General features: G+C 68.1%; 24 protein-coding genes. 18 read left to right on the forward strand and 6 right to left on the reverse strand.

What is annotated here, in order from left to right:
- Window positions 1-20 precede the first annotated feature (20 nt).
- The 10 genes from ASD15_RS06060 (at window position 21) to ASD15_RS06105 (ending at window position 12,109) form a co-directional block, all read left to right on the forward strand.
- Entirely contained in the window at window positions 21-1,268 is a 1,248-nt protein-coding gene (locus tag ASD15_RS06060; protein ID WP_157200834.1) for a hypothetical protein, read from the forward strand.
- A gap of 85 nt (window positions 1,269-1,353) precedes the next feature.
- Window positions 1,354-2,727 (forward strand): 3-oxoacyl-ACP reductase, encoded by a 1,374-nt coding sequence (locus ASD15_RS06065; protein ID WP_057153903.1) that lies wholly within the window; start codon window positions 1,354-1,356, stop codon window positions 2,725-2,727.
- 91 nt (window positions 2,728-2,818) lie between these two features.
- Window positions 2,819-3,484 (forward strand): response regulator, encoded by a 666-nt coding sequence (locus tag ASD15_RS06070; protein ID WP_057153904.1) that lies wholly within the window; start codon window positions 2,819-2,821, stop codon window positions 3,482-3,484.
- Between the two features lie 23 nt (window positions 3,485-3,507).
- Window positions 3,508-4,281, forward strand: coding sequence for a helix-turn-helix transcriptional regulator (locus ASD15_RS06075; protein WP_162249881.1), 774 nt, complete (start codon window positions 3,508-3,510; stop codon window positions 4,279-4,281).
- Window positions 4,278-5,183, forward strand: coding sequence for a cohesin domain-containing protein (locus ASD15_RS06080; protein WP_057153906.1), 906 nt, complete (start codon window positions 4,278-4,280; stop codon window positions 5,181-5,183). The genes ASD15_RS06075 and ASD15_RS06080 overlap by 4 nt, the downstream gene beginning before the upstream one ends.
- 153 nt (window positions 5,184-5,336) lie before the next feature.
- Entirely contained in the window at window positions 5,337-7,127 is a 1,791-nt protein-coding gene (locus tag ASD15_RS06085; RefSeq protein ID WP_082551604.1) for a metallophosphoesterase, read from the forward strand.
- 15 nt (window positions 7,128-7,142) lie between these two features.
- Window positions 7,143-7,748, forward strand: a complete 606-nt coding sequence (locus tag ASD15_RS06090) for a cohesin domain-containing protein (RefSeq protein WP_057153907.1) — start codon at window positions 7,143-7,145, stop codon at window positions 7,746-7,748.
- A gap of 74 nt (window positions 7,749-7,822) precedes the next feature.
- Window positions 7,823-8,995, forward strand: coding sequence for a kelch repeat-containing protein (locus ASD15_RS06095; RefSeq protein ID WP_162249882.1), 1,173 nt, complete (start codon window positions 7,823-7,825; stop codon window positions 8,993-8,995).
- Between the two features lie 100 nt (window positions 8,996-9,095).
- Window positions 9,096-11,618, forward strand: coding sequence for a beta-galactosidase GalB (gene galB / locus ASD15_RS06100; RefSeq protein WP_057153909.1), 2,523 nt, complete (start codon window positions 9,096-9,098; stop codon window positions 11,616-11,618).
- Between the two features lie 83 nt (window positions 11,619-11,701).
- A complete protein-coding gene (locus tag ASD15_RS06105) occupies window positions 11,702-12,109 on the forward strand; it encodes a DUF3597 domain-containing protein (protein ID WP_057153910.1) in 408 nt (135 codons plus the stop codon).
- Window positions 12,110-12,129: 20 nt separating this feature from the next.
- On the opposite strand, the gene ASD15_RS06110 is transcribed toward ASD15_RS06105, so the two are convergent.
- Entirely contained in the window at window positions 12,130-13,128 is a 999-nt protein-coding gene (locus tag ASD15_RS06110; protein WP_057153971.1) for an MBL fold metallo-hydrolase, read from the reverse strand.
- Between the two features lie 11 nt (window positions 13,129-13,139).
- Window positions 13,140-13,961, reverse strand: a complete 822-nt coding sequence (locus ASD15_RS06115; protein ID WP_157200841.1) for an alpha/beta fold hydrolase — start codon at window positions 13,959-13,961, stop codon at window positions 13,140-13,142.
- Window positions 13,962-14,153: 192 nt separating this feature from the next.
- Here ASD15_RS06115 and ASD15_RS06120 point away from each other — a divergent pair, with 192 nt between their 5' ends.
- The 6 genes from ASD15_RS06120 (at window position 14,154) to ASD15_RS06145 (ending at window position 20,198) form a co-directional block, all read left to right on the forward strand.
- The gene (locus ASD15_RS06120) at window positions 14,154-15,239 is read left to right on the forward strand and encodes a sensor histidine kinase (RefSeq protein WP_082551606.1); all 1,086 of its coding nucleotides are present in this window, start codon (window positions 14,154-14,156) and stop codon (window positions 15,237-15,239) included.
- Window positions 15,236-15,850 (forward strand): response regulator transcription factor, encoded by a 615-nt coding sequence (locus tag ASD15_RS06125; RefSeq protein WP_057153913.1) that lies wholly within the window; start codon window positions 15,236-15,238, stop codon window positions 15,848-15,850. Before ASD15_RS06120 ends, ASD15_RS06125 begins: the two co-directional genes overlap by 4 nt.
- A 95-nt stretch (window positions 15,851-15,945) precedes the next feature.
- Window positions 15,946-16,386, forward strand: a complete 441-nt coding sequence (locus tag ASD15_RS06130; protein WP_057153914.1) for a response regulator transcription factor — start codon at window positions 15,946-15,948, stop codon at window positions 16,384-16,386.
- 9 nt (window positions 16,387-16,395) lie between these two features.
- Window positions 16,396-17,892, forward strand: coding sequence for a bifunctional diguanylate cyclase/phosphodiesterase (locus ASD15_RS06135; protein WP_057153915.1), 1,497 nt, complete (start codon window positions 16,396-16,398; stop codon window positions 17,890-17,892).
- A gap of 33 nt (window positions 17,893-17,925) precedes the next feature.
- A complete protein-coding gene (locus ASD15_RS06140; protein WP_057153916.1) occupies window positions 17,926-19,623 on the forward strand; it encodes a methyl-accepting chemotaxis protein in 1,698 nt (565 codons plus the stop codon).
- A complete protein-coding gene (locus tag ASD15_RS06145) occupies window positions 19,620-20,198 on the forward strand; it encodes a response regulator transcription factor (RefSeq protein WP_057153917.1) in 579 nt (192 codons plus the stop codon). Before ASD15_RS06140 ends, ASD15_RS06145 begins: the two co-directional genes overlap by 4 nt.
- A gap of 15 nt (window positions 20,199-20,213) precedes the next feature.
- Here ASD15_RS06145 and ASD15_RS06150 read toward each other — a convergent pair whose 3' ends face one another.
- Complete coding sequence (locus ASD15_RS06150; RefSeq protein ID WP_057153918.1) at window positions 20,214-20,708, reverse strand: Ohr family peroxiredoxin; 495 nt, start codon at window positions 20,706-20,708, stop codon at window positions 20,214-20,216.
- Between the two features lie 280 nt (window positions 20,709-20,988).
- On the opposite strand from ASD15_RS06150, the gene ASD15_RS06155 reads away from it, so the two are divergent.
- Together ASD15_RS06155 and ASD15_RS06160 are read left to right on the forward strand one after the other, a co-directional pair.
- Window positions 20,989-21,468: a carboxymuconolactone decarboxylase family protein gene (locus ASD15_RS06155; RefSeq protein WP_057153972.1), complete on the forward strand. Its 480-nt coding sequence runs from the start codon at window positions 20,989-20,991 to the stop codon at window positions 21,466-21,468.
- 56 nt (window positions 21,469-21,524) lie between these two features.
- Window positions 21,525-22,175, forward strand: coding sequence for a response regulator transcription factor (locus ASD15_RS06160; RefSeq protein ID WP_057153919.1), 651 nt, complete (start codon window positions 21,525-21,527; stop codon window positions 22,173-22,175).
- Here ASD15_RS06160 and ASD15_RS06165 read toward each other — a convergent pair.
- From ASD15_RS06165 to ASD15_RS06175, 3 genes are all read right to left on the reverse strand, one after another.
- The gene (locus tag ASD15_RS06165; RefSeq protein WP_057153920.1) at window positions 22,159-22,653 is read right to left on the reverse strand and encodes an Ohr family peroxiredoxin; all 495 of its coding nucleotides are present in this window, start codon (window positions 22,651-22,653) and stop codon (window positions 22,159-22,161) included. The genes ASD15_RS06160 and ASD15_RS06165 overlap by 17 nt on opposite strands.
- Window positions 22,650-23,393, reverse strand: coding sequence for an SDR family oxidoreductase (locus tag ASD15_RS06170; protein WP_057153921.1), 744 nt, complete (start codon window positions 23,391-23,393; stop codon window positions 22,650-22,652). Before ASD15_RS06170 ends, ASD15_RS06165 begins: the two co-directional genes overlap by 4 nt.
- Before the next feature lie 161 nt (window positions 23,394-23,554).
- The gene (locus ASD15_RS06175) at window positions 23,555-24,529 is read right to left on the reverse strand and encodes a LysR family transcriptional regulator (protein WP_057153922.1); all 975 of its coding nucleotides are present in this window, start codon (window positions 24,527-24,529) and stop codon (window positions 23,555-23,557) included.
- Window positions 24,530-24,571: the final 42 nt, after the last annotated feature.

Below are 24,571 nucleotides of genomic sequence, written 5' to 3' on the forward strand. Positions count from 1 at the left end.
TCATAAACTTGGGAGGGCAAATGAGAACTGGCGCGCTGGTAGTGATGACGGTGGCGATGGCCGGCAGTTCGGCCGCAGCCAATCCGGACCCGGAAGTGGATCTGCCGAAGGCCGAACTGGCAGTGCAGGCGCAGCACGCTATCCTCGCCAGGCACGCCGCTGCGACGGCCGAGGTCGAGAAGGCGAAGAATTCACTGTCGTGGCTGCTACAGCGGCTTGGCAACCAGCGCTCGTTTACCGGCGACGCCGATGGTGCGATGGAAGCCTTCGATCAGCAGCATCTGATCCTCCGCCGCCCCGCCCGCACCTTCGCCGACGACCTTGACCGGCTTGCCGCCGCCAGCGCGGACGACGCGCTGGAAGCCATCGTGCGCGAAGCGCGCAAGCACCGCGTCGTCATCCTGAATGAAGCCCACCACGTTCCGCTGCACCGCGCCTTCGCGATGCGGCTGGCGCGCGAGCTGCGCAAGATCGGCTACACATGGCTGGCGGCGGAGACGTTTGAAAAAACCGTGTTCGGGAAGGGCTACCTGGCGCTGTCCGACGGCTACTATTCGCGCGAACCCGTATTCGGCAACTTCCTGCGCGACGCCGCTGGGGATGGCTGGAAAATGGTGCAGTATGAGCCGTTCGATCAGGTGGAGGGCGAGACTTTCGCCCAGCAGACCGAAAGGCGCGAGACGGGCCAGGCGCGCAACCTGGTGGAGCGCGTTCTGGCCAAGGATCCGTCCGCCAAGGTGTTCATCTTTGTCGGCTATGGCCACGCGGCCGAGATGCCGCGCGTCGGCAACGGCACAGGCACTGCCATGATGGCCGCGCAACTGAAGCACATGACGGGACTGGACCCGCTGACGATCGACCAGGTCGCCATGATTGCCCACATCAAACCGGAAGCGGAGCACGCCATGTACGTCAAGACGGTTGAGCGCGAGCACCGGAAGACGCCCTTCGTGCTGCGCTCTCCGTCCGGCGGCTATGAGGTATTCGGCGGCTACCGGTACGAGGTGGACATGCAGGTGGTTCACCCGCGTTATGGCAGGGATGGCGCAACCGGCCGTCCTGCGTGGATGGGCACGCTGGCTGGTTTCAAGCCGGTCAGCGTGCCGGCCGATTTGCTGCCGCTGGAAGGGACGCACCTGCTGTACGCGCACCTGAAGGGGCAGCCGGCCGATTCCGTACCTGCCGATATTGTCAGGCTGGAAGCGGGAAAACCTGCGCCGCAGTTCATGTTGCCGCCGGGGGAATACAGCTACAGCATCCGGAAATAGAGGGATTTGCCGAGTCAACCGGCGCTGCCGCTCGGTTATGATGGCCGCCTGTGTGACACCGGGATACTCGGCAAGGATGAGCGGCATGAGCGACATACTGATGAAATTGCACGGCAACCGCCTGGCTGCGCCGTTGGCGCGGGCGCTGGGTTTGCCCAAGCCGGTGAAGCTGGCGCGCGCGGCGGGCGGCTACGAAGCGCGGCCGTTCGAGGGCAAGAGCGCGCTGCTGTGCGCGGCGGCCGGCGGCTATGCGGCGGCCGCGCTGCGCGGCGTGCTGGAGGAGGCCGGCGCCGCCGTGCTGGCGGCGCCGCCGGACGATGAGCGCTGGCAGGCCGCCATCGTGGTGATGGACGCCACCGGCTGCCGCGCACCGGCCGACTACCGCGCGCTGTACGACGCGTTTCATCCCGTCATGCGCCGCATGGCCCGCAACGGCCGGGTGCTGGTGCTGGCGCCGCTGCACCAGGCGGGCGGCGATCCGGTGCAGGCTGCCGTGGCGCGCGGCGTCGAAGGGTTCAGCCGCTCGCTGGGCAAGGAACTGGGACGCAAGGGCGTCTGCGTGAATACGGCGTATGCCGCCGCCGACGCGTTGGACCGGCTGGCCGGCGTGGTGCGCTTCTTTTGCGGCGCGCAGTCCACGTATGTGTCGGGACAGGCAGTGCGCGTGACCGCGCGCGTGGCGGCGCCGGCATCCGCTGCGCCTGCCGCACCGCGGCAGGTGCAAGTCCTGGCGGGCAAGACGGCGTTGGTCACCGGCGGTGCGCGCGGCATCGGCAAGGCCATCGTGGAGCGGCTGTCGCAGGAAGGCGCCCGCGTGATCTGCCTGGATGTGGCCGGCGCCGCCGAGGAGATGCGCAGCACCTGCGCGCAGTACGGCGCAATGCCACTGAGCCTGGACATCACCGCACCAGGGGCCCCGGCACGGCTGGCGGACTTCCTGCGCAGCGAAGGCGGCGGCGTGGACATCCTGGTGCACAATGCCGGCGTGACGCGCGACCGCACGCTGTCGAACATGCAGCCGCAAGAGTGGGACCTGGTGGTAAACGTCAATTTCGCCGCCATCGCCGCCATCGACGCCGAATTGTTGTCGCGCGGCCTGCTGCGCGAGCAGGGGCGCATCGTCTACCTGTCCTCCATCAGCGGCGTGGCCGGCAATTTCGGGCAGACCAACTACGCCGCCACCAAGGCGGCGCTGATCGGCTATGCGGCGGCGCAGGCGCCTTTGCTGGCGCCGCGCGGCATCTGCGTCAATGCCATCGCGCCGGGCTTCATCGAAACCGCGATGACGGCCAAGCTGCCGTTCTTCACGCGCGAAGTGGGCAGCCGCCTGAATGCGCTGATGCAGGCCGGCCAGCCCAGGGACGCGGCCGAACTGGTGGCCTTCCTGAGCAGCCCCGGCGCCTGCGGCGTCAGCGGCGAGACCATACGCGTGTGCGGCCAGGGCGTGATGGGAGCATGACGCCGCGGCGCAACACGTTGTCATGTCATTGTAATAATCCTGTGATCCAATAAGGCCCGCCGTTAAAACATAAAACAGGGACCAGGGGACCATGGGCTTCAGAGTGATGGTGGTCGAGGACGAACCGGCGATCCAGGCGCTGATCGCAGCCTCGCTGAGCGGTTACGAAGTGCGCTGTGCGGGCAGCGCGGAAGCGGCCTTGCTGCTGCTGGCGCAGGCCACCCCGGACCTGGTGCTGCTGGACTGGGGCTTGCCAGGCCAGTCCGGTATTGATCTGCTGTGCCGCTTGCGCGCGCACGGGCGCACCCGCGCGCTGCCGGTCATCATGCTGACCGCGCGCAGCCAGCAGCAAGACCTGGTCTTCGCGCTTGAGTGCGGGGCCGACGACTATGTAGCCAAGCCCTTCAGCCCGCGCGAGCTGCGGGCCCGCGTGCAGGTGCAACTGCCGCGGCAGCCGGGCATGGAGCTCAATGGGCTGCAGCTGGATCCGGAGTCGCAGAGCGTGTCGGCCGGCGCGCACGACCTGGCGCTCGGGCCGGCCGAATTTTCGCTGCTGCGCCATTTCATGCGCTACCCGGAGCGTACCCATACGCGCGCGGCTTTGCTGGCGCAGGTGTGGGGCAACGACAGCACCGTCAACGAACGCGCCGTCGACACCCGGGTGCGCCGTTTGCGCCAGGCCCTGCACGCCAGCGGCCACCATGCCATGATAGAGACGGTGCGCGGCGACGGCTACCGGCTAACCGTGCCGCGCTGATGGGCCGGTCCGCGCATTTCAGCATGGACGACATCGTCACGCCGTCGGCGTACGAATTGGAATACCTGGTGCGCATCATCGAGCGCGCCGCCACGGTGCGCACGCGGGCAGGGCTGTCGTCATGGTCGCAGGGCCTGCTGCAAACGCTGCTGCCGCACCAGGCCATGGTGTGCATGCAGTTCGATGCGCGCGGTGCGCTGCGGGACGCGCAGTGCCTGCATGGACATATCGCCCATGCTGCACTGGAGGAGCCTTTGTGTGCATTGGCGGCGCGGCTGGCCGCCGTCTGCCAGCGGCACTACAGTTTGCCGTGCGCGGTGGCGGAGGGCGCAGGCGGCCCGGCAGCGCTGGCTGAGGCGTGCCGCGAGATCGCGGCGCTGGTGCCGGGCGGCCTGTTGCTGCATGGCGCGGGCAAGCTGCAAAGCGGCGAGAGCCTGTTCGTCCTGTTCGGCATGCCGGACCGGGACCGGGCGCGGCACAAGTACTTTATCGAGCTGCTGCTGCCCTGCCTGCATCTGGCGTGGCAGCGGCAGGCGGCCCACGGGGTGCCGCGTCCGGCCGTGCAAGCACAGGCGCTGCCGCTGGCGCTGGCCGAGCCGCTCACCGGGCGCGAACTGGAAATCCTGCGCCGGCTGCAGGAGGGGAAGATCAACGCGCAGATCGGCCAGGCGCTGGGAATCAGCGCGCACACGGTAAAGAAGCATGTCTACAATATCTACCGCAAGCTCAATGTTCAGAACCGCGTCCAGGCGCTGGCGCGCGCCGCCGCGCTGGCGTTGATCGCGGCGGCTGCATGATGCGGGAAGAGGCCGCGGGGTTGCCGGCTTGGGCGCTGGCTCTGGCGCTCACCCTGGCACCGGCCACAGGCGGCGCCGCCGGGGCGGCCAAGCCCTTGACGCTGGAACTGTACAACGTGAGCTTGCAGCAGGCTTTCGACCAGTTGGGCCAGGCTTGCGGCCTTGCGTTCGACTACGCCGGCGGCGTGCGCACCGACCGCCGCATGTCGCTCTTGCTGAAGGAGGCCGAGGCGGAATCTGCCTTGTACCATGCGCTGCGCGCGAACAGCCTCGAGATGCTGCCGTTGCAGGATGGCCGCGTGCGCGTGGTGCACGCCGCAGTAACCGACGATACGCCCACGGTCGTCTTCGGCAATTCGTCCATGCTGATAGAGGTGATCAAGGACGAAGCGGACGTAGGCGAGCAGCGTGCCCGCATGCAGCCTGCCCTTGCGCCGGCCGGGGCGGCGCTTGCCGCCGACGCAACACGCGCAACGCATGCCGGGCGCAGCGCCGGCACGCTGCTGGACTGGAAAATCCGCCCGCGCTCGCGCGTCGGCAGCAACTTCACGGTGCAGCTGTTCCTGCGCTCGGACCGGCCGGTGGACGCCATGCCGCTCACTGTCAGCTTCGACGGCCAGGCATTCGAAGTGGTGCGGGTGGAGGCGGGCGGCTACTGGGGGCCGCAATCCGGTTTCAGCAGCCGCGTCGATCCGCAGGGAACCATCGCACTGGAAGCGGCGCGCCGGGGGGGAGCGCCATTCCCGTCCGCAAACGGGCTGCTTGCCACCATTACGCTCCGCGCCGTGGGCGCCGCGCAGGCCGCGCACATCCAGGTCGTTTCGGCCCGCGCGCTGGATGGAGCAGGCAGGGACATGGGCGTTGCGGTTCCGCTGCGGCACGCCATGCTGGTCCAGCCCTGAGCCGGGGCAGCCACGGGCAATGCGCTGGACGCGTAAGCCGTTCGGCCTATTTTCAGTGTCAATGATGACATCACGTTGACACACTTGCAATCTACCATCCTCGGCTGAGCTGCGGCCTGCGCAGCGACACCCACTCCGACACGGAAGCCGACTATGCATATCCCATTCAAACTGAAACACCACCTGCTGCTGGCCGCCCTGGGCATGAGCGCCGCCATGGCGCAAGCAGAGCCGTTCAAATTCGGCGTCATGGCCGACACCCAATGGACCAGCAACGACGCAGGCAACAACCCGAACACCGTTGCGCTGGGCATCATCAACCAGATCCTGCCCAAGTTCGTCGAGCAGCAGGTGAAGTTCGTGGTGCAGGTGGGCGACCTCACCGACAACGGTAGCACCGGCGGGCTCGATACCTGGAACGTGGCCGCCCAGACCCTGTACAACAATCGCATCGGCTTCTATCCGGTGCGCGGCAACCATGAGCCATCGGCCAACGCCGCCAATCGCTTCAAGGCCAACTTCCCGCAAACGCAGGGCCAGGGCGCCAACGTGGCCGGCGCCGTCAACCACGCCAGCCCGGCAAGCCCGGTGGGCCTGACCGGCCTGACTTACTCGTTTGACTACGGCAACACCCGCTTCATCGCAGTGGACCAGTACACCCGCACCGCAGGCAGCACGCCTACGGTCAATTCGGCCGCGCTGGACCAGGTCGGCTGGATCGGCCAGCAGCTCGACGGCAAGCCGGCCGACAGCCACGGCTTCGTCTTCGCGCACAAGGAACTGGTGGGCCAGAATCATACCGACGTGCTGCTGGGCGCGGACCCGTCGGCCAACGCCGCGCAGCGCAACGCGCTGATCGGCGCCATGGCGCGCAACAAGGTACGCTACTTCCTGGGCGGCCACGACCATATGCACCACCGTTCCATCGTCAAGAGCCCGGACGGGGCCGCCACCGTGCAAAACATCATCCACTCGTCGGACAGCTACAAGTTCTACGTGCCGTCGGTGCCGTCGAAGGACCAGGTGTACAACGCCGCCAACCGCCAGGAAATGCCGATTGCGCAGGAGCTGTTCAGCATTGGCTACTATATCTTTACCGTGGACGGTCCGCGCCTGACGGTGGACCACTACGCGTCCGACAACGGCTGCGGCGGCTCGCTGGGCGCAGGCCGCGATTGCGACCTGACCCGCACCCCGGCGTTGACCTTCTTCAAGCGCGAGAGCTACGGCTACAGCCTGAATGGCAAGGAGTTCATCGTCCAGCCGGGCGCCAGCTTCGCTGCCATCGCCGACGCGGCGCCGGCGGGCGGCAACTGGGGCGGCACGAAAATGGCGATCGTGGACGGCGCCAACGCCGTTTCCACCACGCTGTATGACGGCCGCGTTGCGATCCAGGACGTCAACACCGGCTGGTCGGCCCGCGCCGAGATCGACGCCAACGGCGCCGCCAGGCTGAAAAGCGACGCGCTGACCCTGTGGGGCATGGAAAACGCCATCGGCAGCGAAGAGGCCGACGTCTACACGCTGTCGCTGAGCTACGACGCCAATGCGCGCGGTCCGCTGGCGCTGGTGGCCCGTCCGTTCAACGGCAGCGCCTGGGAACAGGCGGCGGCACGCAACATCGGCGGCAGCGCCAAGTTCGTGGTCGGCCCATGGAAGAGCGGCTACGCGCTGGGCACGTACGGCGTCGATCCGGCCACCCGCACCGCGTGGGCAGTGGTCAACCGTGGCGGCGAGTTTGCTGTGGCGCAAACCAACAACGGCGACCTGAATGGCGACGGCGTGGTGGACAGCCGCGATGTGGCCCTGTTGACGCAAAAGGTCAACCGCGACGCGTCCGAACTGCCTGCCGCCGACCTCGACAACGACGGCAAGATCACCGCGCTGGACGCCCGCAAGCTGGCCAGCATCTGCACCAGCGTCAACTGCGCCATCGCCAACTAATCCCAAGGAGCCACCATGTTCAAGCTGATTTGCAAGCACGCCGCCAAACACGCCCGCAAGGCCATCACCTCAACCCTGCTGGCCGCCGGCGTGCTCGCCGCCGCCAATCCAGCCGTGGCCACCACGCTTGGCTTCTCCCCTGCCGCAGGCAGCGTCGCCGTGGGGGCCAGCGTAGCCGTGGACGTGCGCATCTCGGACCTGGCCGCCGGTGCTGACCTGGGCGCGTTCGACTTCAACGTGCTGTTCAATTCCGGTGTACTAAGCCTGACCGGATATACCCTGGGCGCGGCGCTGGGCGACCTGTCCGCTTTCGAAGCGCTGGACGTCAGCCTGGGCAAGGGCGCTGGCGGCGTGTTCAACCTGGCCGAGATCTCGCTGCTGTCCGACCTGGCCTTGCAGCAGGATTCATTCACCCTCGCCACGCTGTACTTCACCGCCGTGGCGGCCGGCAGCAGCGCGCTGTCGCTGGACGGGGTGGTGCTGGCCGGCGCTTTCGGCAACGCGGTGGCGGCGGACCTGGGGGGCGCCGCCGTTAGCGCCGTACCGGAACCGCAAGCGCTGCTGCTGTTCATGAGCGGCCTGGCGCTGCTGGGTGCCGTCCGCCGCCGGCGCAAGCAGTAATGTAGCGGGCGCCCGGCCACGCGCCGGGCGCCATGCAGCAAGGCATCAACCCCACACTCCGCCCCATCCCCGCCATGACTTCTATCCTCAAGAGATTCACCCGCCATGCCGCGCTGCCGTGCGCTGCCTTGCTGTGCGTTGCCGTGCTTGGCGTGCTTGCCGCGCCAGCCGAGGTGGCAGCCGCGCCTGCCGCCTTGCGCAATGGCGAAGCGGCGCCCATGCTGGTCGCGCGCCAGGGCCACACAGCCACCGTGCTGCCCGACGGCACGGTGCTGGTCGCCGGCGGCATCGGCCGCGACGGCGCCGCCACGACACACGCCGAAATCTACGACCCCAAGACCGACAAGTGGACCGAGGCGGAAACCATGACGGTGGCGCGTTCGCAGCACGCCGCCACCTTGCTCGCCAACGGCAATGTGCTGGTGACCGGCGGCGTGGACCGCACTACCTTCCGCAACAACGCCGAGGTCTACGACCCGGGCGCGAACACCTGGTTTGCGCTCGGCCCGATGAGCGAAGCGTTGCGCGCCGCCCATACCGCGACCTTGCTGCGCGACGGCCGCGTCTTCATCGCCGGCGGCCACGGCTATCCGGACGACGACGAATACGAAGACACGGTGGCGCTGGCTACCGCCGTCATCTACGACCCGCGGTCGCAAAGCTGGACCAAGGCCGCACCCATGCGCAGCGCGCGCCAGTTGCACGCGGCCACGCTGCTGGCCAACGGCAAGGTGCTGCTGAGCGCGGGGGCAGGGGAGTTCGGCGGCTTGTCGGACAGCGAACTGTACGACCCCGCCAGCGACAGCTGGTCGGCCGGCGGCGTGCTGCGCGAGCCGCGCTGGTCGCACACGGCCAACCTGCTGCCGAACGGAAAAGTGCTGGTGACGGGCGGCTTCGGTTCCAACCGTTCGCTGGCCAGCTCGGAACTATACGACGCGCAGCAGCACAAATGGATGCCGGCCGCGCCGATGGCCGCCGCGCGCCATTTGCATACCGCCACCTTGCTGCCCAGCGGCCGGCTGCTGGCCGAAGGCGGCGTGGTAGCCAGCGGCGCGCTCCCCACGGCCGAACTGTACGACTACGCCAGCGACCGCTGGTCTCCTGCCAAGGCGGCGCTGCGCAAGCGCTTCAGCCACTCGGCCACGCTGCTGCCGGGCGGCCGGCTCTTGTTGCTGGGCGGGCTGGACGCGAACGACATCCTCTCCAGCGCAGAGGTGTTCAGCCTGACTGCGGTCGAAGCGCCGTAGGTAGTCCTTTTTTCGCTTTTGCTATACGAATTTCGGTATTGATCAGTAAAGCTTTTCAAGTCGATACTAGGCGCCCGATCTGCTCATTTATACGCCCAACATGCGCCTGTTACCCCACCTGCTGCTCGCCGCCGGCGTGGGCATGAGTGTCTCCGCCCATGCCGCCGAACGCATCTCCTTCAATGCCGACTGGCGCTTCATGAAGGGCGAGCCGGCCGGCGCGCCCGGCGCCGCTGCGGCGGCCGGACTGGACGACAAAGCCTGGCGCAAGCTGGACCTGCCGCACGATTTCGGCATCGAAGGCCCGTTCAGGCAGGAGTATGAGGGCGAGACCGGCAAATTGCCGTGGTGGGGCGTGGCCTGGTACCGCAAGACCTTCACCGCCCCGGCGGGCGACGCCGGCAAGCAGGTCTATCTCGACATCGACGGCGCCATGTCGCACGCCACCGTGTGGCTCAACGGCCAGCAGGTGGGCGGCTGGCCTTATGGCTACAGCTCCTTCCGCGTGGACCTGAGCAAGCACCTGAAACCCGGCGCCGAGAACGTGCTGGCGGTGCGCATCGACAACCCGCCCGAGTCTTCGCGCTGGTATCCCGGCGGCGGCATCTACCGCAACGTGTGGCTGGTGAAGGCCGCGCCGTTGCACGTGGCGCACAACGGCACCTTCGTTACCACCCCCATCGTCAAGGCCGATGCCGCCACGGTTGACGTGCAAGTCACGCTGGAGAACAACGGCGGCGCCACGGCAGCGCAGGTATCCACCGCGATCTACGCGCTGGACGCGGCGGGCCGCCGCACCGGCGCCGCGCTGGCGCAAAGCAGCCCGTCGGCGCTGGCCAAAGTGGGCGCGGGGCGCCAGATCCTGCTGGCGCAGTCACTGCAGGTGAGCCAGCCCAAATTCTGGAGCCCGAAGTCGCCGCAGCGCTACGTGGCGGTGACCACGGTGTCCGGCCAAGGCAAGGTGGTGGACCAGGTGGAAACCCCCTTTGGCATCCGCACCGTGGCCTTCGACGCGCAGCGCGGCTTTCTGCTGAACGGCGAACGGGTGGTGATACAGGGCGTGTGCATGCACCACGACCTGGGCGCGCTGGGTGCGGCGCTCAATGTGCGCGCGCTGGAACGCCAGCTCGAGATCCTGCGCGACATGGGCGCCAACGCCATCCGCACCACGCATAACCCGCCCGCGCCGGAGCTGCTGGACCTGGCAGACCGCATGGGCTTCCTGATCGTGGAAGAGGCATTCGACGCCTGGCGGCTGGGGAAAAAGAAGAACGACTACGGCCTCCTGTATGACGAGTGGCACGAGAAGGACTTGCGCGCCATGGTGCGGCGCGACCGCAACCACCCCAGCATCATCATGTGGAGCATCGGCAACGAGATCCGCGAGCAGGGCGAACCGGAAGGGTGGAAGGTGGCTGCGCACCTGTCCGACATCGTGCGCAGCGAGGACCGCACGCGCCTGACCACGGCCGGCTTCAACCACGTCGTCTCCGGCTACAACGGCTTCCAGACAGCGGTGGACGTGGTGGGTTTCAACTACAAGCCGTGGGAGTACCCGGCGTTCCACAACAGCGCACCCCACATCCCGGTGATCGGCAGCGAGACCGCGTCCACGGTCAGCTCGCGCGGCGAGTACTTCTTCCCGGTCAGCGACGACAAGTCGCAGGGCATGGCCAATTTCCAGGTCAGCAGCTACGACCTGTCGGCGCCGCGCTGGGCCTCCGCGCCGGAGCTGGAATTCAAGGGGCTGGACGACAATCCCTTCGTGGCCGGCGAATTCGTCTGGACCGGTTTCGACTACCTGGGCGAACCGACGCCGTACAACGCCGACAGCACCAACGTGCTGAATTTCACCGACCCGGCCGCCCGCGCGCGCGCCGAGCAGGAACTGGCGGCGCTGAGCAAGGTCAAGGTGCCGTCGCGCAGTTCCTACTTCGGCATCGTCGACCTGGCGGGCTTCAAGAAGGACCGCTTCTATCTGTACCAGGCGCGCTGGCGTCCGGATCTGCCGATGGCGCACCTGCTGCCGCACTGGAACTGGCCGGAGCGGGTGGGGCAGGTCACGCCGGTGCACCTGTACACCTCGGGCGATGAGGCTGAGCTGTTCCTGAACGGGAAATCGCTGGGCCGCAAGCAGCGCGGCGCGCGCGATTACCGCCTGCGCTGGGACGAGGTGGTGTACCAGCCCGGCACGCTGAAGGCGGTGGTGTACAAACAGGGCAAGCCGTGGGCGGAGGACACTGTGAAGACGGCGGGCAAGGCGGCCAGGCTGGCGCTGACGGCGGACCGCAGCGCGCTGCGGGCCGACGGCGCGGACCTGTCGTTTGTCACGGTGGCCATCACCGACAAGCAGGGCCGGCCGGTGCCGCGCAGCAGCAACGCGGTGCGCTTCACCGTCAGCGGCCCGGGCGAGCTGGTCGCCACCGACAACGGCGACGCCACCAGCCTGGTGTCTTTCCAGTCGCCCGAGCGGGCGGCGTTCAACGGCCTGGCGCTGGCTATCGTGCGCACGAAGGCGGGGCAGTCCGGTACTATCACCGTCAGCGCGTCCAGCGATGGTCTGGAGGGGGGCAAGGCGACGCTGACCAGCAGCGCCGCAGGCCAGACTCCGAACGGGCGCTGAGTCCAGGCAGAACCCGTGCAGCACCCGTACAGACCCGTAGCGGACGCTTCGTCGACGTTGCACCACTTTGGAAGGGTTATACCATGGGTATCCTGAGTAATATCTTCAGCAAGATCTTCCCCGGCTCGCATCCTGCGGTGACGCAGGCGAGCGCTCCTGCGGCGCCGGCGGCGCCGGCCGCGCCCGCATCGGCTCCGGCCCCGGCCCCGGCGGCTGCGCCCGCCGCCATGCCCGAAGTGGACGTGGTAGCCATCCTGGACCAGAAGGCGCAGAGCGCCGGCCAGCCGCTGAACTGGCGTACCTCCATCGTCGATCTGCTCAAGCTGCTGCAACTCGATAGCAGCCTGGATGCGCGCAAGGAGCTGGCCAAGGAGCTGCACTACAGCGGCGACACCGGCGATTCGGCGGCCATGAATATCTGGCTGCACAAGCAGGTAATGGCGAAACTGGCCGCCAACGGTGGCAAGGTGCCGGCCGACCTGGCCTCCTGAAGCCGGCGCGCCGGGACCGGCTAGTCTTGTCCCGGCGTGCCTTCATAGTTCACCGGCAGCCAGCGGTAGCCGGTCCCTCCGCTGGCCGTACCGATCCGGCCCAGGCCCGGGAAGGCGATGTGGGCGGCACCCACCACCATGTGGCCGCTGGCTGCCATCTCCAGCAATTGGCGGCGCTGCTGCTGCGCGCCTGCGGCGTCGCTGTCGTATTTGACGGTGGCCTCCGGGTGCGGAAACTGCAGCGGCGCCACATGCACGATATCTCCCCACACCAGCAATTGGCGGCCCTGGCTTTCCACCAGATAGGCCGCGTGTCCGGGCGTGTGCCCCGGCGCCGGCAGGGCCTTGATGCCGGGCTCGAGCTGGCCGTATTCGGCGTAGGGCCGCAAGCGGCCGGCAGCCTGGTAGGGCGCCACCGAAACCCGCGCGCTGTCGAAGAAGCTGCGCAGGAACTCCGGCGCGGCGTCCTGGGCGGCCTTGCTCAGCCAGTAGTCCGCTTCGCCTTGCGCCATGCGCAGCACGGCGTTCGGAAACGCCGCCATGCCCTGGCGCATGATGCCGCCGGCGTGGTCCTTGCGCAGGTGGGTGAGCAGCACCGTGTCGACTTGCTCCGGCTGGTAGCCGGCCGCGCGCAGGTGCTGCAGCAGCCTGCCGCAGCAGTCGCCATACAGGGCGCCTGCACCGGCGTCGATCAGGATCAGGCGCTGGCCGGTGTTGACGAGGAAGGCGTTGATGGAACCCTGCACCGGCTGCGCCAGGCCTGCATCGTCCAGGTCGCGCCCGGCCTGCGCCGGCGTGATGTTGTTCATCACCGTGTCGATGGGGAAGGCGTGCGTGCCGTCCGACAGCACGGTAATCTCGAACTGGCCCAGCAGCATGCGGTAGTAGCCGGGCGCCTGGCTGCGCACCTGCGGCGCCGCCGCTTGCGCGGGCGGGGCCAGCGATGCAAGCGGCAGTGCGAATTGCAGCATGGCGGCGGCCAGCAGCGGGAAGGTGAACCTGGTGTTGGTCGCGGCCATGGTGCGCAAGATCAGGAACGCAGGAAGGCCAGCAGCTCGGCGTTGAGCTTGTCCTTGTGGGTGGACGGCAGGCCGTGCGGCGCGCCTTCGTACACGCTCAGCGTACCTTGCGGCAGCAGTTCCACGGCGCGGCGGGCGGTGGCGGCGATCGGCACGATCTGGTCGTCGTCGCCGTGGATCACCAGGGTCGGCACCGTCATCTTCTTCAGGTCTTCCGTGAAGTCGGTCTCAGAGAATTGCTTGATGCAGGCGTAGGCGCTGCGGATGCTGCACTGCATGCCCTGCAGCCAGAAGGTGTCGCGCAGGCCTTGCGAATCCCTGGCGCCTTCGCGGTTGAATCCGTAGAAGGCGGTGGTGAGGTCCTTGAAGAACTGCGAGCGGTCCGCTTGCACCGCGCTGCGGATGCCGTCGAACACTTCCATCGGCACGCCGTTCGGGTTGGCCGGGCCCACCAGCATCTGCGGCGTGACCGCGCCCACCAGCACCGCGCGCGCCACGCGGCCGGTGCCGTGGCGGCCTATGTAGCGCGCCACTTCGCCGCCGCCGGTGGAATGGCCCACCAGCGTGGCGCCGTTCAGGTCCAGCGCCTCGATCAGCGTGGCAAGGTCGTCGGCATAGGTGTCCATGTCGTTGCCATGCCATGGCTTGCTCGACAGGCCGTGGCCGCGGCGGTCGTGTGCGATAACACGGTAGCCGTGTTCTGCCAGGAACATCATCTGGTCTTCCCAGGCGTCGCCCTGCAGCGGCCAGCCGTGGCTGAACACCACGGCCGGGCCATGGCCCCAGTCTTTAAAGTTGATCAGCGTGCCGTCGCGGGTGGTAACGGTGTTGATAGTGCGGGTGGTGGTCATGGTTGCTCCCATTGGTTAAGTGGAGCCGCCATTCTGCGCAGCGCACGAAAGCCCGTCCATCTGGACTAAGGGAGAGACCCTGGCCGCCGCCGCATCATACTTTGGTGTGGGTTTCCCGCACGCGCGGCCGCACTATAATATGGCCATACCACTCCGTTTGAAGAAGGGCAGTGCATGGTCCGGGTTCAAGGCAGCCCTTTGCTGTCGATTTTGCTGGTCGGCCTGACGCTGACCATATTCGCTGTTGATGCGTTCACGCCGCTGGACGTGGCGATCGCCGTCATGTACGTGGTGGTGGTGCTGCTGTCGGCCAGCGTGTGGCGCAGGAGCGGCGTGATGCTGACCAGCGCGGTGTGCCTGTGCCTCACGCTGCTGGCCTACGCGCTGTCGCATGCGGCCACATTCTCCGGCCCGGCCTCCGGCCGCATGGTGGTGAGCCTGGCGGCGATCGGCATCACCGCCTGGCTGGCGCTGCGCTGGCAGGCCGCCACCAATGCGTTGATCGCGCGCGAAGAGGCGCTGCACCGCTCGCAGGCGCAGCTGGCCCATGTCACCCGGGTGACCATGCTGGGCGAGCTGGCGGCCTCCATCGCGCATGAAGTGAACCAGCCGCTGGCCGCCATCGCCACCAACGGCGAGGCCAGCCTGCGCTGGCTGAACCGCCCGCAGCCGGAGCTGGGCGAGGCGCGCGCCGCCATCGGCAGCCTGCTGGAGGCGGCCGGACGCGCCAGCGAAGTGATACGCCGCATTCGCGCGCTGGCGCGCCGCAGCGACCCGCGCCACCTGCCGCTGGCGCTGAACGACGTGGCGCTGGAAGCGGCCGGCCTGGTGCGGCGCGAACTGGCCAGCCACCAGGTGACGCTCAAGCTGGACCTGGCGCCCGGCCTGCCGCAGGTCTGCGGCGACCGCGTGCAGCTGCAGCAGGTGCTGATCAATCTGCTGATGAACGCCATGCAGGCCATGCAGCACTGCGCACCCGGGCAGGCTGTGCTGACACTGCGCACCCGCAGCTGCGACGAGGGCGGGGTGACGTGCAGCGTGGCCGACACCGGTCCCGGCATTCCCGCCGACCACTTGCCCAAGCTGTTCGATGCCTTCTTCAGCACCAAGGAAGACGGCATGGGCATGGGCCTGCCGATCTGCCGCTCCATTATCGAAACGCACGGCGGGCGCATTTGGGCCGGCGCGCAGGCCGGGGGCGCCGTGCTGCTGTTTTCCTTGCCCGCCCTGCGGCGCAATATGCCGGAGGGGGCGCCATGATCGTCTATATCGTGGACGACGACGCGCCGCTGCGCGCGGCCATTTCCAGCCTGCTGCGCTCGGTTGGCCTGCGTGTGGCCGATTTCGGCTCCGTGCCGCAGTTCCTGGCGCACCGGCGCGAGGAAGCGGCCAGCTGCCTGCTGCTCGACGTGCGGCTGCAGGGCATCAGCGGGCTGGATTTCCAGGCAGAGCTCAATCGCGACGGCGTGGCCTTGCCCGTGGTCTTCATGACCGGCCACGGCGACATCCCGATGTCTGTGCGCGCCATGAAGGCTGGCGCGCTCGACTTCCTGGCCAAGCCGTTCCGCGACCAGGACCTGATCGACGCGGTCAACGCGGCGCTGGAGGCGGACCGCGCCCGGCGCGAGGCCGGCCAGGCGCAGCAAGCCTTGCAGGCCTGCTACCAGTCGCTCACCCCGCGCGAGCGGGAGATCATGGCGCTGGCGGCCAGCGGCCTGATGAACAAGCAGATTGCCGCACAGGTGGGCACCAGCGAGGTGACCGTCAAGATCCACCGTGGCAACGCCATGCGCAAGATGCAGGCGCGCACCTTCGCCGACCTGGTGCGCATGGCCGAAGCGCTCGGCATCGACACGGCGCGCCCGGGCTGAACCAGCCAAGGGTATAGCCGTACTATACCCATGTATGATTTCGCCGCCGCGGCGCCGCCTGTATCGTGCTCCCATGATGTTTCAGGGAGTACGCCGTGTCCAGTTTTACCAGTTCCAGTCCAACGCAGGGCCCTTGCCGCGTCGCCATCGTCGATGACCACGACGACGTGCGCGGCGCCGTCAGCAGCCTGCTGCGTTCCTACGGCTACGCCGCCGCTGAATTCGATTGCGCCGAGAGCCTGCTGGCCGCCGGCGCGCAACACAACAGCCAATGCATCATCAGCGACCTGCAAATGCCGGGCATGAGCGGCATTGAGCTGCTTGAGCATCTGCGCCGCCAGGGCTGCACGGTGCCGTTGATCGTCCTGACCGCCTTCCCCGAGCCTGCAGTGCGCCAGCGCGCGCAGCAGGGCGGGGCGGCGGCCTTTCTCAGCAAACCTTTCCAGGGCGACGAGTTGATGCGATGCGTCAGCCAGGCTTGCGCCGCAACGATTCCTCCTTCGTCTTCAGAGCCATCCGCTTCATCCACCATTTAGGGAGCAGACATGAGTACAGCCTGGAATTCGCGCCGCACCGCCTACGCGCTGCTGGTATGCCTGATCGCCGCCAGCGTGGCGCTGTCGGTCCTGATCGAACGCTCCACCGGCGCCGGCATGACGCGGCTGGTGCACCTGTTCGACGTGGTGGCGCTGCTGACCGGCGCCTTCCTGCTGTACCACGTGCAGGCCCGCTTCCGGGTCGAGCAGCAACTGGCGTACCAGGCCGGGCATGATCCGCTGACCGGGCTGGCCCACCGCCGCTCCTTCGAGGCGCGCCTGCGCAGCCTTCCCGCGCGGCCGCACACCGTGGTGCTGGGCACCATAGACCGCTTCTCGCGCATCGTGGGCGGCTACGGCCACGGCTTCGGCGACCGCATGATCATCGGCCTGGCCCGGCGCATCCAGCATGCGGCCGAGGAATGCGGCGGCGAAGTGTACCGGCTGGACGGCGCCAACTTCGCCATCCTGTACCAGGGCCGCCGCGATAGCCCGGAGTTCGATACCGCCATCGGCGCCCTGCGCGCCAGGGCCGGCCAGCCGTATGTATGCGAAAGCCATGAAGTGTTTACCACCTTGAGCCTGGGCGCGGTGTGCTACCCGCAAGACGGCGCCGAGCCGGACGTCTTGCTGCGCAACGCCGACGCCGCCCTGCAGGCCGCGCGCCAAGCCGGCGGCGACACGCTGGTGCGCTATTCCGAGAGCCTGAACGCACAGGCCGGCCAGCGGCTGGACCTGGAAGCGCAGCTGCGCCGTGCGGTCGAGCGCGGGGAGCTGGAGCTGCACTATCAGCCGCAGCAATCGCTGTCGCACGGCGGCTTGATCGGCTTCGAGGCGCTGATACGCTGGCGCCGTGGCGGCGACCTGGTGGCGCCGGGCCATTTCATACCGCTGGCCGAGGAATCGGGCCTGATCGTCTCCATCGGCGAATGGGTGCTGGAGGAAGTGTGCCGCCAGCTTAGCGTGTGGCAGGCCGACAGCGGCCGGCGCCTGGTCATTGCCGTCAATATCTCGCCGCGCCAGTTCGCCGCGCCGGGCTTCCTGCCGCACATCGAGGCACTGCTGGCCGCCACCCACATCGATCCGTCCTGCATTGAACTGGAAATCACCGAAGGCGTGATGATGGAGAACGCCGAGAGCGCCATCGTGCTGCTGCAGCGCCTGCGCGCGCTGGGCTTGCGGCTGTCGATCGACGACTTCGGCACCGGCTTTTCCAGCCTGGCCTACCTGAGCCGCTTCCCGATCGACAAGCTGAAAATCGACCAGTCCTTCGTGCGCGACATGGGCACGGTGAAGGAGCAAAGCGCCATCGTGCAGGCCACCATCGGGCTGGGCCACAGCCTGGGCATGACGGTGATCGCCGAGGGCGTGGAAACCGAAGCCCAGCGCGCGCTGCTGCACGGCTGGCAGTGCGACGAAATCCAGGGCTACCACTACAGCCGCCCTTTGCCCGCCAAGGCCGCATTGAATTTCCTGCACGGCAGCATGCAGCTGCGCGCAGCCTGACGACAATAACCCCGCCACCAACCGGAGACTGACATGAACTGGTTCTACCACCTGAAGATTGCGCAAAAGCTGATCGCCGCCATTGCCGCCGTGCTGGCGCTTACCGTGGCGCTGGGCGTGTTTTGCTTCCTGCAGCTGCAGCACCTGAACCGTGTCAACAGCGAGATTATGCAGCGCTGGGCGCCGGCGGTGCGCAATGTGCTGCTGATCAAGGCCGACCTGCTGCGCTTCCGCACCTACGAGCTGCAGCATGCGCTGTCCACCCAGGCCGGCGAATTCGATTATTACGAAACGCAGATGAACAATGAAATGGCGCAGCTGCTGGCCGCAGTGGAGTCCTACGCGCAAGCGCCCAAGTCGGACGCCGAACAGGCCGGCTTCCAGCAATTCCGCGCCGCGCTGGATTCCTACCGCGCCGCCGCGCGCCAGGTGGTGGCGCTGAACCGCAGCGGCAACCGTGCCGCCGCACTGGCGGTGCTGCGCGGCGACTCGCGCAAATACAACTTCGAGGCATCCGGGCTGGTGGCGGGGCTGGTGGCAGCCGGCGAAGCGGGCAGCGAGGCGGCGGCGGCATCGGCCGCCGCCGCCTACGCCAAGTCGCGCACCATGATCAGCGGCCTGATCGCGGCCACCGTCGTCCTCGGCATGCTGCTGGCGGCCTGGGTGGCGCGGCTGATTTCGCAGCCATTGCGCCAGGCGGTCGATATCGCCCGGCGCGTCGCCGGCGGCGACTTGCGTACGGTGGCCGTGAGCGGCTGGCGCGATGAAACCGGCGAACTGCTGCGCGCGCTGAACGGCATGAACCAGCGCCTGCGGCAGATGGTGGGCCAGGTGCGCAGCGGCGCCGATACCGTCGCCGCCGCGTCCGAGCAGATCAGTGCCGGCAACGCCGACCTGGCCAGCCGCACCGAGCGCCAGGCCGCCTCGCTGGAGGAAACCGCCGCCACCATGGAACAGCTCACCGTCACGGTCGGCCACAATGCCGACAAGGCGGCACAGGCGCACAGCCTGATGGAGCGCACCGCTGCCCAAGCGCATAGCGCGGAAGAGGCGGTGGGCGCCATGCTGGCCACCATGGACGGCATCGATGCATCCTCGCGCCGCATCGGCGACATCGTCGGCGTCATGGACGGCATCGCCTTCCAGACCAACCTGCTGGCGCTGAACGCGGCGGTGGAAGCGGCACGGGCCGGCGAGCAGGGACGCGGCTTCGCCGTGGTGGCGGGCGAGGTGCGCAGCCTGGCGCAGCGCAGCGCGCAGTCGGCGCGCGAGATCAAGCAGCTGATCGCCGCATCCATCGAGCAGGTGGGCGAGGGCAGCCGCGTGGTGCACGGCGCCGGCGCCACCATCGCCGGGGTGACGGGCGGCGTGCGCCGCGTGGCCGGGCTGGTGGCCGAAATCAGCGCGGGCAACCGCGAGCAGAGCATCGGGTTGCAGCAGGTGAACCACACGCTGTCCGAGCTGGACGGCGCCACCCAGCAGAACGCTGCGCTGGTGGAGCAGTCGCTGGCGGCCTTGGTGTCGCTGGGCGAACAGGCGCAGCGCCTCACCCGCAGCGTGGACGTGTTCCGCCTGCGCGACACGCAGCAGGATGCCAGCGAAGGCGTGATCGACATGGCGCTGGAGCCGGCGCCCGCCGCAGCAGCCCCGGGCTGGCCGGTGCGGCGCGCCGGCGCCCCCCGGCGCCCGCGCGCCGCTGCCCATCCAGTCTACGTGGCGGGGGTGGTATGAGCGCCATCAAGGTCTACCTGCTGCACGACTGCCCCATCGTCAAGGCCGGCCTGAGCGCCATCCTGTCCGGCCAGCCCGGCCTGGACGTGAGCGCGCCGGGGGAATGGCCGGCGCCTGCCGCGGAAGGCGTGGTGATTGCCGACTACGCGGCGGTGATGCAGGCGGCGCGGCAGAAGGAGCGGCTGGCGCGGCTGATGGTGTTTACGTCGCTGCGCAAGGAATGCCAGGTGCTGCGCGCGATGGAGGGCGGCGTGCTTGGCTACCTGGTGCAGGAATGCGCGGCGGCGGACGTGGTGGCCGGTGTACACGCGGTGGCCCAGGGTACGCGCTACCTGTGCGCAGCGGCCAGGCTGGGCGTGGTGAGTTCGCTGGGCCGCCAGCAGCTCACGCCGCGCGAAGAGGAGGTGCTGCACATCCTGGCGCGCGGCTGTCCGGACAAGGCCATCGCGCGCGAACTGGGCATCGGCCTCGGCACCGTCAAGACCCATATGAAGCAGCTGATGCACAAGTTCGACGCCGCCTGCCGCACCCAGGTGGTGCTGGCGGCGTTCGAGCGCGGCCTGCTGGCGGCTTAGCGCGGGCGCAGTGGCCTATGTCGCCAGCGCGATCACGCTCAGCAGCCCCTCGCGCGCCATCTTGGCGTAGGGGCAGACCCGTTCGGCGTTGCGCACCAGTTCCTCCGCCGTGGCCTGGCGCAAGCCGGGCAGGCGGATCTTCACCTCCGCGGTGAGCAGGTACATGCCGTCCACCGGGTCGCGCGCGAAGGACACCGAGACCTCCACCGAGCACTCGGCCGCGCCCAGCCCGGCCCTGGCCGCCAGCAGGCAAAGCACGCCGTGGAAGCAGGCCGCGAAGCCGGCCGCGAACAGCTGCTCCGGATTGGTGCCGCCGCCCGGGCCGCCCAGTTCCGGCGGCAGGCGCAGCGCCAGCTCCAGGTTGCCGTCGTCCGAACGCGCCACGCCGGAGGCGCGCCCGTGCCCGGCCTCGCCGCCCGTCACTGTCACTGCCGTGCTGTAGAGGGTCTGGATGTCCTGCCCGACGTATTTGTCGAGCAGCGATAACGGCGGCGGCGCGAGCGGCTTCATTAGTGGTTGTCTCCCGGGTTTGGAACGCGCGGTGCACGCGTGGATATGCGCTATCCGGCTCAGTCTAAGCCTGCGCCGCTCGGTGCGCTAGATCCGTGCCGGGCGCCACAGTGTTGAGCGCCAGGCACCAATCGCCGGCGGCGGCCATCCGATTGGTGCCTGGCGCTCACCAGCGTGCGGCCCGCCATGTGCCTACCGCCGCCCCCGGCGCGCTCCTAGAATGGCTCTGTACCGCGCGCTTCCGCAAGCGGACACCGGACCCACCAACCAGGAGATCATCATGACCCACCGTATCAACTACCAGGAGCAATCCCCGGAACTGTTCAAGAAGCTCGTGGAGCTCAACACCGTCATCAAGCAAGGCGCGATCGAAGAATCCATCCTCGACCTGGTGGCGATCCGCGCTTCGCAGATCAACGGCTGCGGTTTCTGCGTGGACATGCACATCAAGCAGGCCACCATCCACGGCGAACGCCCGCTGCGCCTGCACCACCTGGCCGCGTGGCGTGAATCGACGCTGTTCATTCCGCGCGAACGCGCCGCGCTGGCCTGGACCGAAGTGCTGACCCGCCTGCCCGAGCAGGGCGTGCCGGACGACATCTACGAGCGTGTGCGCACGCAGCTGTCCGAAAAGGAGCTGTCCGACCTGACCTTCGAGATCATGGCCATCAACGCGTGGAACCGCATCAACGTCGCCTTCAAGTTCGTGCCCGGCTCGTACGACAAGGCCTTCGGCCTGGATAAAGCCCACCTCGAATAACAGCCATGGCGGGTTTTTCCCGCCTTCCGTGCCACGCCTGCTGCCTGGAGCCCATCATGAATGCACCGATCTGCCTGCTTACCAGCCGCGCCGCGGCCCACCGCACCAGGGTTTACCTGATGCACAGCTGTCCCATCGTCTGCGCCGGGCTGGGCGCCATGCTGGCCGGCCAGCCCGGCCTGGACGTGAGCGCGCCGGGGCAGTGGCCGTGCAGCGATGAGGCCTGCGTGGTGATTGCCGATTACGCGTCTGCGCTGCGCGCCGCGCGCGACTGCGGGGGAGCTGGCACGGAGCGGGCCAGGCGGCTGCTGGTGGTCACGCAGCACGGCAAGGAAGGCGAAGTGCGCCTTGCGGTGGATAGCGGCGTGCACGGCTACCTGCTGCAGGAGGCCGATGCCGGCGAACTGGTGGAATGCGTGCGCCTGCTCGGCATGGGCTGCCGCTATCTCGGCGCGGCCGCCAGCCGCAGCGTGGCCAACGCGCTGGGCCGCCCGCCGCTGACGCGGCGCGAGGCCGACGTGCTGTCGATCCTCTCGCGCGGCCATCCGGACAAGCTGATCGCGCGCGAATTGGGCATAGGCGTGGGCACGGTGAAAACCCACATGAAGCAGCTGATGCAGAAGTTCGAGGCGTCCACCCGCACGCAAGTGGTGCTGAGCGCGATGGAGCAGGGGCTGCTGGCCGGCCAGCTCAGTCCACCAGCGTAACGACGCTGAGCAGCCCCTCGCGCGCCATTTTGGCGTAGGGGCAAACGCGCTCGGCGTTGCGCACCAGTTCTTCGGCGGCGGCCTGTTTCATGCCGGGCAGGCGCACCGTCAGCGCGGAAGTGAGCAGATACATGCCGTCCATCGGATCGCGCGCGAAAGAGACCGACACTTCCACCGAGGCGCCGTCCGCGCCCAGGCCGGCCTTGGCCGACAGCAGGCTGATAACGCCGTGGAAGCAGGCCGCAAAGCCGGCTGCGAAAAGCTGTTCGGGATTGGTGCCGCCGCCCGGGCCGCCCAGTTCGGGCGGCAGGCGCAACGATAAATCGAGATTGCCGTCGTCCGAGCGGGCCACGCCGGAGGCGCGCCCGTGTTCGGCCTCGCCCCCCGTTACCCGCACCGTCGTCGTGTACAAGGGCTGGATATCCTGGCCCACGTATTTATCGAGCAGCGAGAGCGGCGGCGGGGCGAGCGGCTTCATTTCTTCTGCAGCCAGCTCTGGATGGTGGCCGTGCCCAGGCGCGCTTTGCCGGCCGGGACCAGGGTGCGCTCGTTCAGCAGCGCGCCGAAGTAGCGCGCGCCGGCATCGGCTTCCACCTTGTGCGGATCACCGATCGACTGCAGGTATTGCTGCACCAGCCCGGATAGCGGGAACGCTTCCGGACCGGCGATTTCCACCGTGCCGTTGAGCGGGGCGGCGGTGGCGTAATCTGCCATGGCCAGCGCCACGTCGTCCGACGAAATCGGCTGCACCAGCGCCGGCGACAGGCGCACGGTATTGCCGTCCGCGCCGGATTGCGCGATCCCGCCGAGGAATTCGAAGAACTGGGTCGAATGGACGATGGTGTAGGGCACCTTGGCCTCCTTGATCAATTTTTCCTGCGCTATCTTACCCCGGAAATAGCCGCTTTCGGCCAGCAGATCGGTGCCCACCACCGACAGCGCGATATGGTGCTTCACGCCTGCCTCGGTTTCCGCCTTGAGCAGGTTGCGGCCGGACGCGGTGAAGAAGGCCAGCACGTCGTCGTCCGCGAAGGACGGTGAATTGGCCACGTCGATCACCACGTCGGCCCCGGCCAGTGCGGCGGCCAGGCCTTCGCCGGTGACGGTGTTGACGCCGGAATTGGGCGAAGCGGCGATGGCTTCATGGCCGCGCTGCTGCAGGATCTTGATGGTTTTGCTGCCGATCAGGCCGGTGCCACCGATAACGACGATTTTCATGATGAAACTCCTTGTGTTGCGCTCAGGACGGCTGAGGGACCCGGTTGCGGAGATCGCGGTACAAGGTCCAGTTTAGGTTGCGCATGGGGGCGCCGGTAGGCCTGCGCATGGCTCCACAGTGGTGAGCGGCAGGCACCAATGGCGCGGGTTGGCAAGCGCAGTCAGGGCGGGGAGAAATTGCCGATGCAGTACAGGTCCAGCGAGCGGATCTGCAGCGTGATGTAGTCGATGAAAACGCGGCTGCGGGTGGGCAGGTGGCGCCGGTTCAGGTAGCACAGATAGTGGCCCCGGTCGTCCGGCGCGTATTGCGGCAGCACCGCCACCAGCTCGCCGCTGCGCAGCAGCTCGCAGACCTGGTAACCGGCCAGCTGCGCCAGCCCTTCGCCGTTGAGCACCGCCTGCAGCACCAGGTCGGCGTCATTGAAGGTGCAGGAAGCCTTGGGCTGCAGCGAGCGCGTCACGCCGCCGACCCGGAATTCCCATTCCTCCACCCGGCCCGAGGACTCGCGGTAGGTGATGCAGCGGTGCCGGGCGATGTCGTCCACGCTGTCCGGCAGGCCATGCGCCCTGGCGTAGGCGGGCGAGGCGCATACCAGCAGCTGCATCGGGATCAGCTGCTTGGCCACCACCTGGCTGTCGTCCATGCGGCCATTGCGGAACGCCACGTCGACGCGCTTGGCGATGAAGTCGGTGGGGTTGCTGTCCAATACAAGATCGACCGTGATGTCCGGGTACAGGGCGCGAAAGCCGCTCAGCAGCGGCGCCACCACCTTGCGTCCGAAGCCGGCCGTGGCGCACAGGCGCAGCTGGCCGCGCGGCGCGCCCGAGCGCAGGTCGCGCATTTCTTCCACGGCCTGCACGATGCGTTCCACGCCGGGGCTGCAATACTCGTAAAATAACTGGCCTTCGCTGGTGAGCGTGGTGCTGCGCGTGGTGCGCAGGAACAAGCGGGTGTCGAGCTGGGTTTCCAGTTTGAGGATGCTGCGGCTCACCGCCGAACGGCCGATGCCGAGCCGGTCCGCCGCCCTGGCGAAGCTGCCTTCGGTGGCCACGGCGATAAACGCCACCACCCCGGCGTAGGTGGTGGCGAAGCTGGACGCGAGGGCGTCGGATTCTGCTGCGGAGAATGAATTCATGTTTTCCAGAGCATTATTCTGAGACAATATTGACAGGAAGTA

It is taken from the genome of Massilia sp. Root351 (assembly GCF_001425045.1).
Lineage (GTDB): Bacteria > Pseudomonadota > Gammaproteobacteria > Burkholderiales > Burkholderiaceae_D > Rugamonas.

Coding starts and splice junctions, on each gene's coding strand:
- ASD15_RS06060 (WP_157200834.1), top strand. CDS start 21: ATGAGAACTGGCGCGCTGGTAGTGATGACGGTGGCGATGGCCGGCAGT.
- ASD15_RS06065 (WP_057153903.1), top strand. CDS start 1,354: ATGAGCGACATACTGATGAAATTGCACGGCAACCGCCTGGCTGCGCCG.
- ASD15_RS06070 (WP_057153904.1), top strand. CDS start 2,819: ATGGGCTTCAGAGTGATGGTGGTCGAGGACGAACCGGCGATCCAGGCG.
- ASD15_RS06075 (WP_162249881.1), top strand. CDS start 3,508: ATGGACGACATCGTCACGCCGTCGGCGTACGAATTGGAATACCTGGTG.
- ASD15_RS06080 (WP_057153906.1), top strand. CDS start 4,278: ATGATGCGGGAAGAGGCCGCGGGGTTGCCGGCTTGGGCGCTGGCTCTG.
- ASD15_RS06085 (WP_082551604.1), top strand. CDS start 5,337: ATGCATATCCCATTCAAACTGAAACACCACCTGCTGCTGGCCGCCCTG.
- ASD15_RS06090 (WP_057153907.1), top strand. CDS start 7,143: ATGTTCAAGCTGATTTGCAAGCACGCCGCCAAACACGCCCGCAAGGCC.
- ASD15_RS06095 (WP_162249882.1), top strand. CDS start 7,823: ATGACTTCTATCCTCAAGAGATTCACCCGCCATGCCGCGCTGCCGTGC.
- galB (WP_057153909.1), top strand. CDS start 9,096: ATGCGCCTGTTACCCCACCTGCTGCTCGCCGCCGGCGTGGGCATGAGT.
- ASD15_RS06105 (WP_057153910.1), top strand. CDS start 11,702: ATGGGTATCCTGAGTAATATCTTCAGCAAGATCTTCCCCGGCTCGCAT.
- ASD15_RS06110 (WP_057153971.1), bottom strand. CDS start 13,128: ATGGCCGCGACCAACACCAGGTTCACCTTCCCGCTGCTGGCCGCCGCC.
- ASD15_RS06120 (WP_082551606.1), top strand. CDS start 14,154: ATGGTCCGGGTTCAAGGCAGCCCTTTGCTGTCGATTTTGCTGGTCGGC.
- ASD15_RS06125 (WP_057153913.1), top strand. CDS start 15,236: ATGATCGTCTATATCGTGGACGACGACGCGCCGCTGCGCGCGGCCATT.
- ASD15_RS06135 (WP_057153915.1), top strand. CDS start 16,396: ATGAGTACAGCCTGGAATTCGCGCCGCACCGCCTACGCGCTGCTGGTA.
- ASD15_RS06140 (WP_057153916.1), top strand. CDS start 17,926: ATGAACTGGTTCTACCACCTGAAGATTGCGCAAAAGCTGATCGCCGCC.
- ASD15_RS06145 (WP_057153917.1), top strand. CDS start 19,620: ATGAGCGCCATCAAGGTCTACCTGCTGCACGACTGCCCCATCGTCAAG.
- ASD15_RS06150 (WP_057153918.1), bottom strand. CDS start 20,708: ATGAAGCCGCTCGCGCCGCCGCCGTTATCGCTGCTCGACAAATACGTC.
- ASD15_RS06155 (WP_057153972.1), top strand. CDS start 20,989: ATGACCCACCGTATCAACTACCAGGAGCAATCCCCGGAACTGTTCAAG.
- ASD15_RS06160 (WP_057153919.1), top strand. CDS start 21,525: ATGAATGCACCGATCTGCCTGCTTACCAGCCGCGCCGCGGCCCACCGC.
- ASD15_RS06165 (WP_057153920.1), bottom strand. CDS start 22,653: ATGAAGCCGCTCGCCCCGCCGCCGCTCTCGCTGCTCGATAAATACGTG.
- ASD15_RS06170 (WP_057153921.1), bottom strand. CDS start 23,393: ATGAAAATCGTCGTTATCGGTGGCACCGGCCTGATCGGCAGCAAAACC.
- ASD15_RS06175 (WP_057153922.1), bottom strand. CDS start 24,529: ATGAATTCATTCTCCGCAGCAGAATCCGACGCCCTCGCGTCCAGCTTC.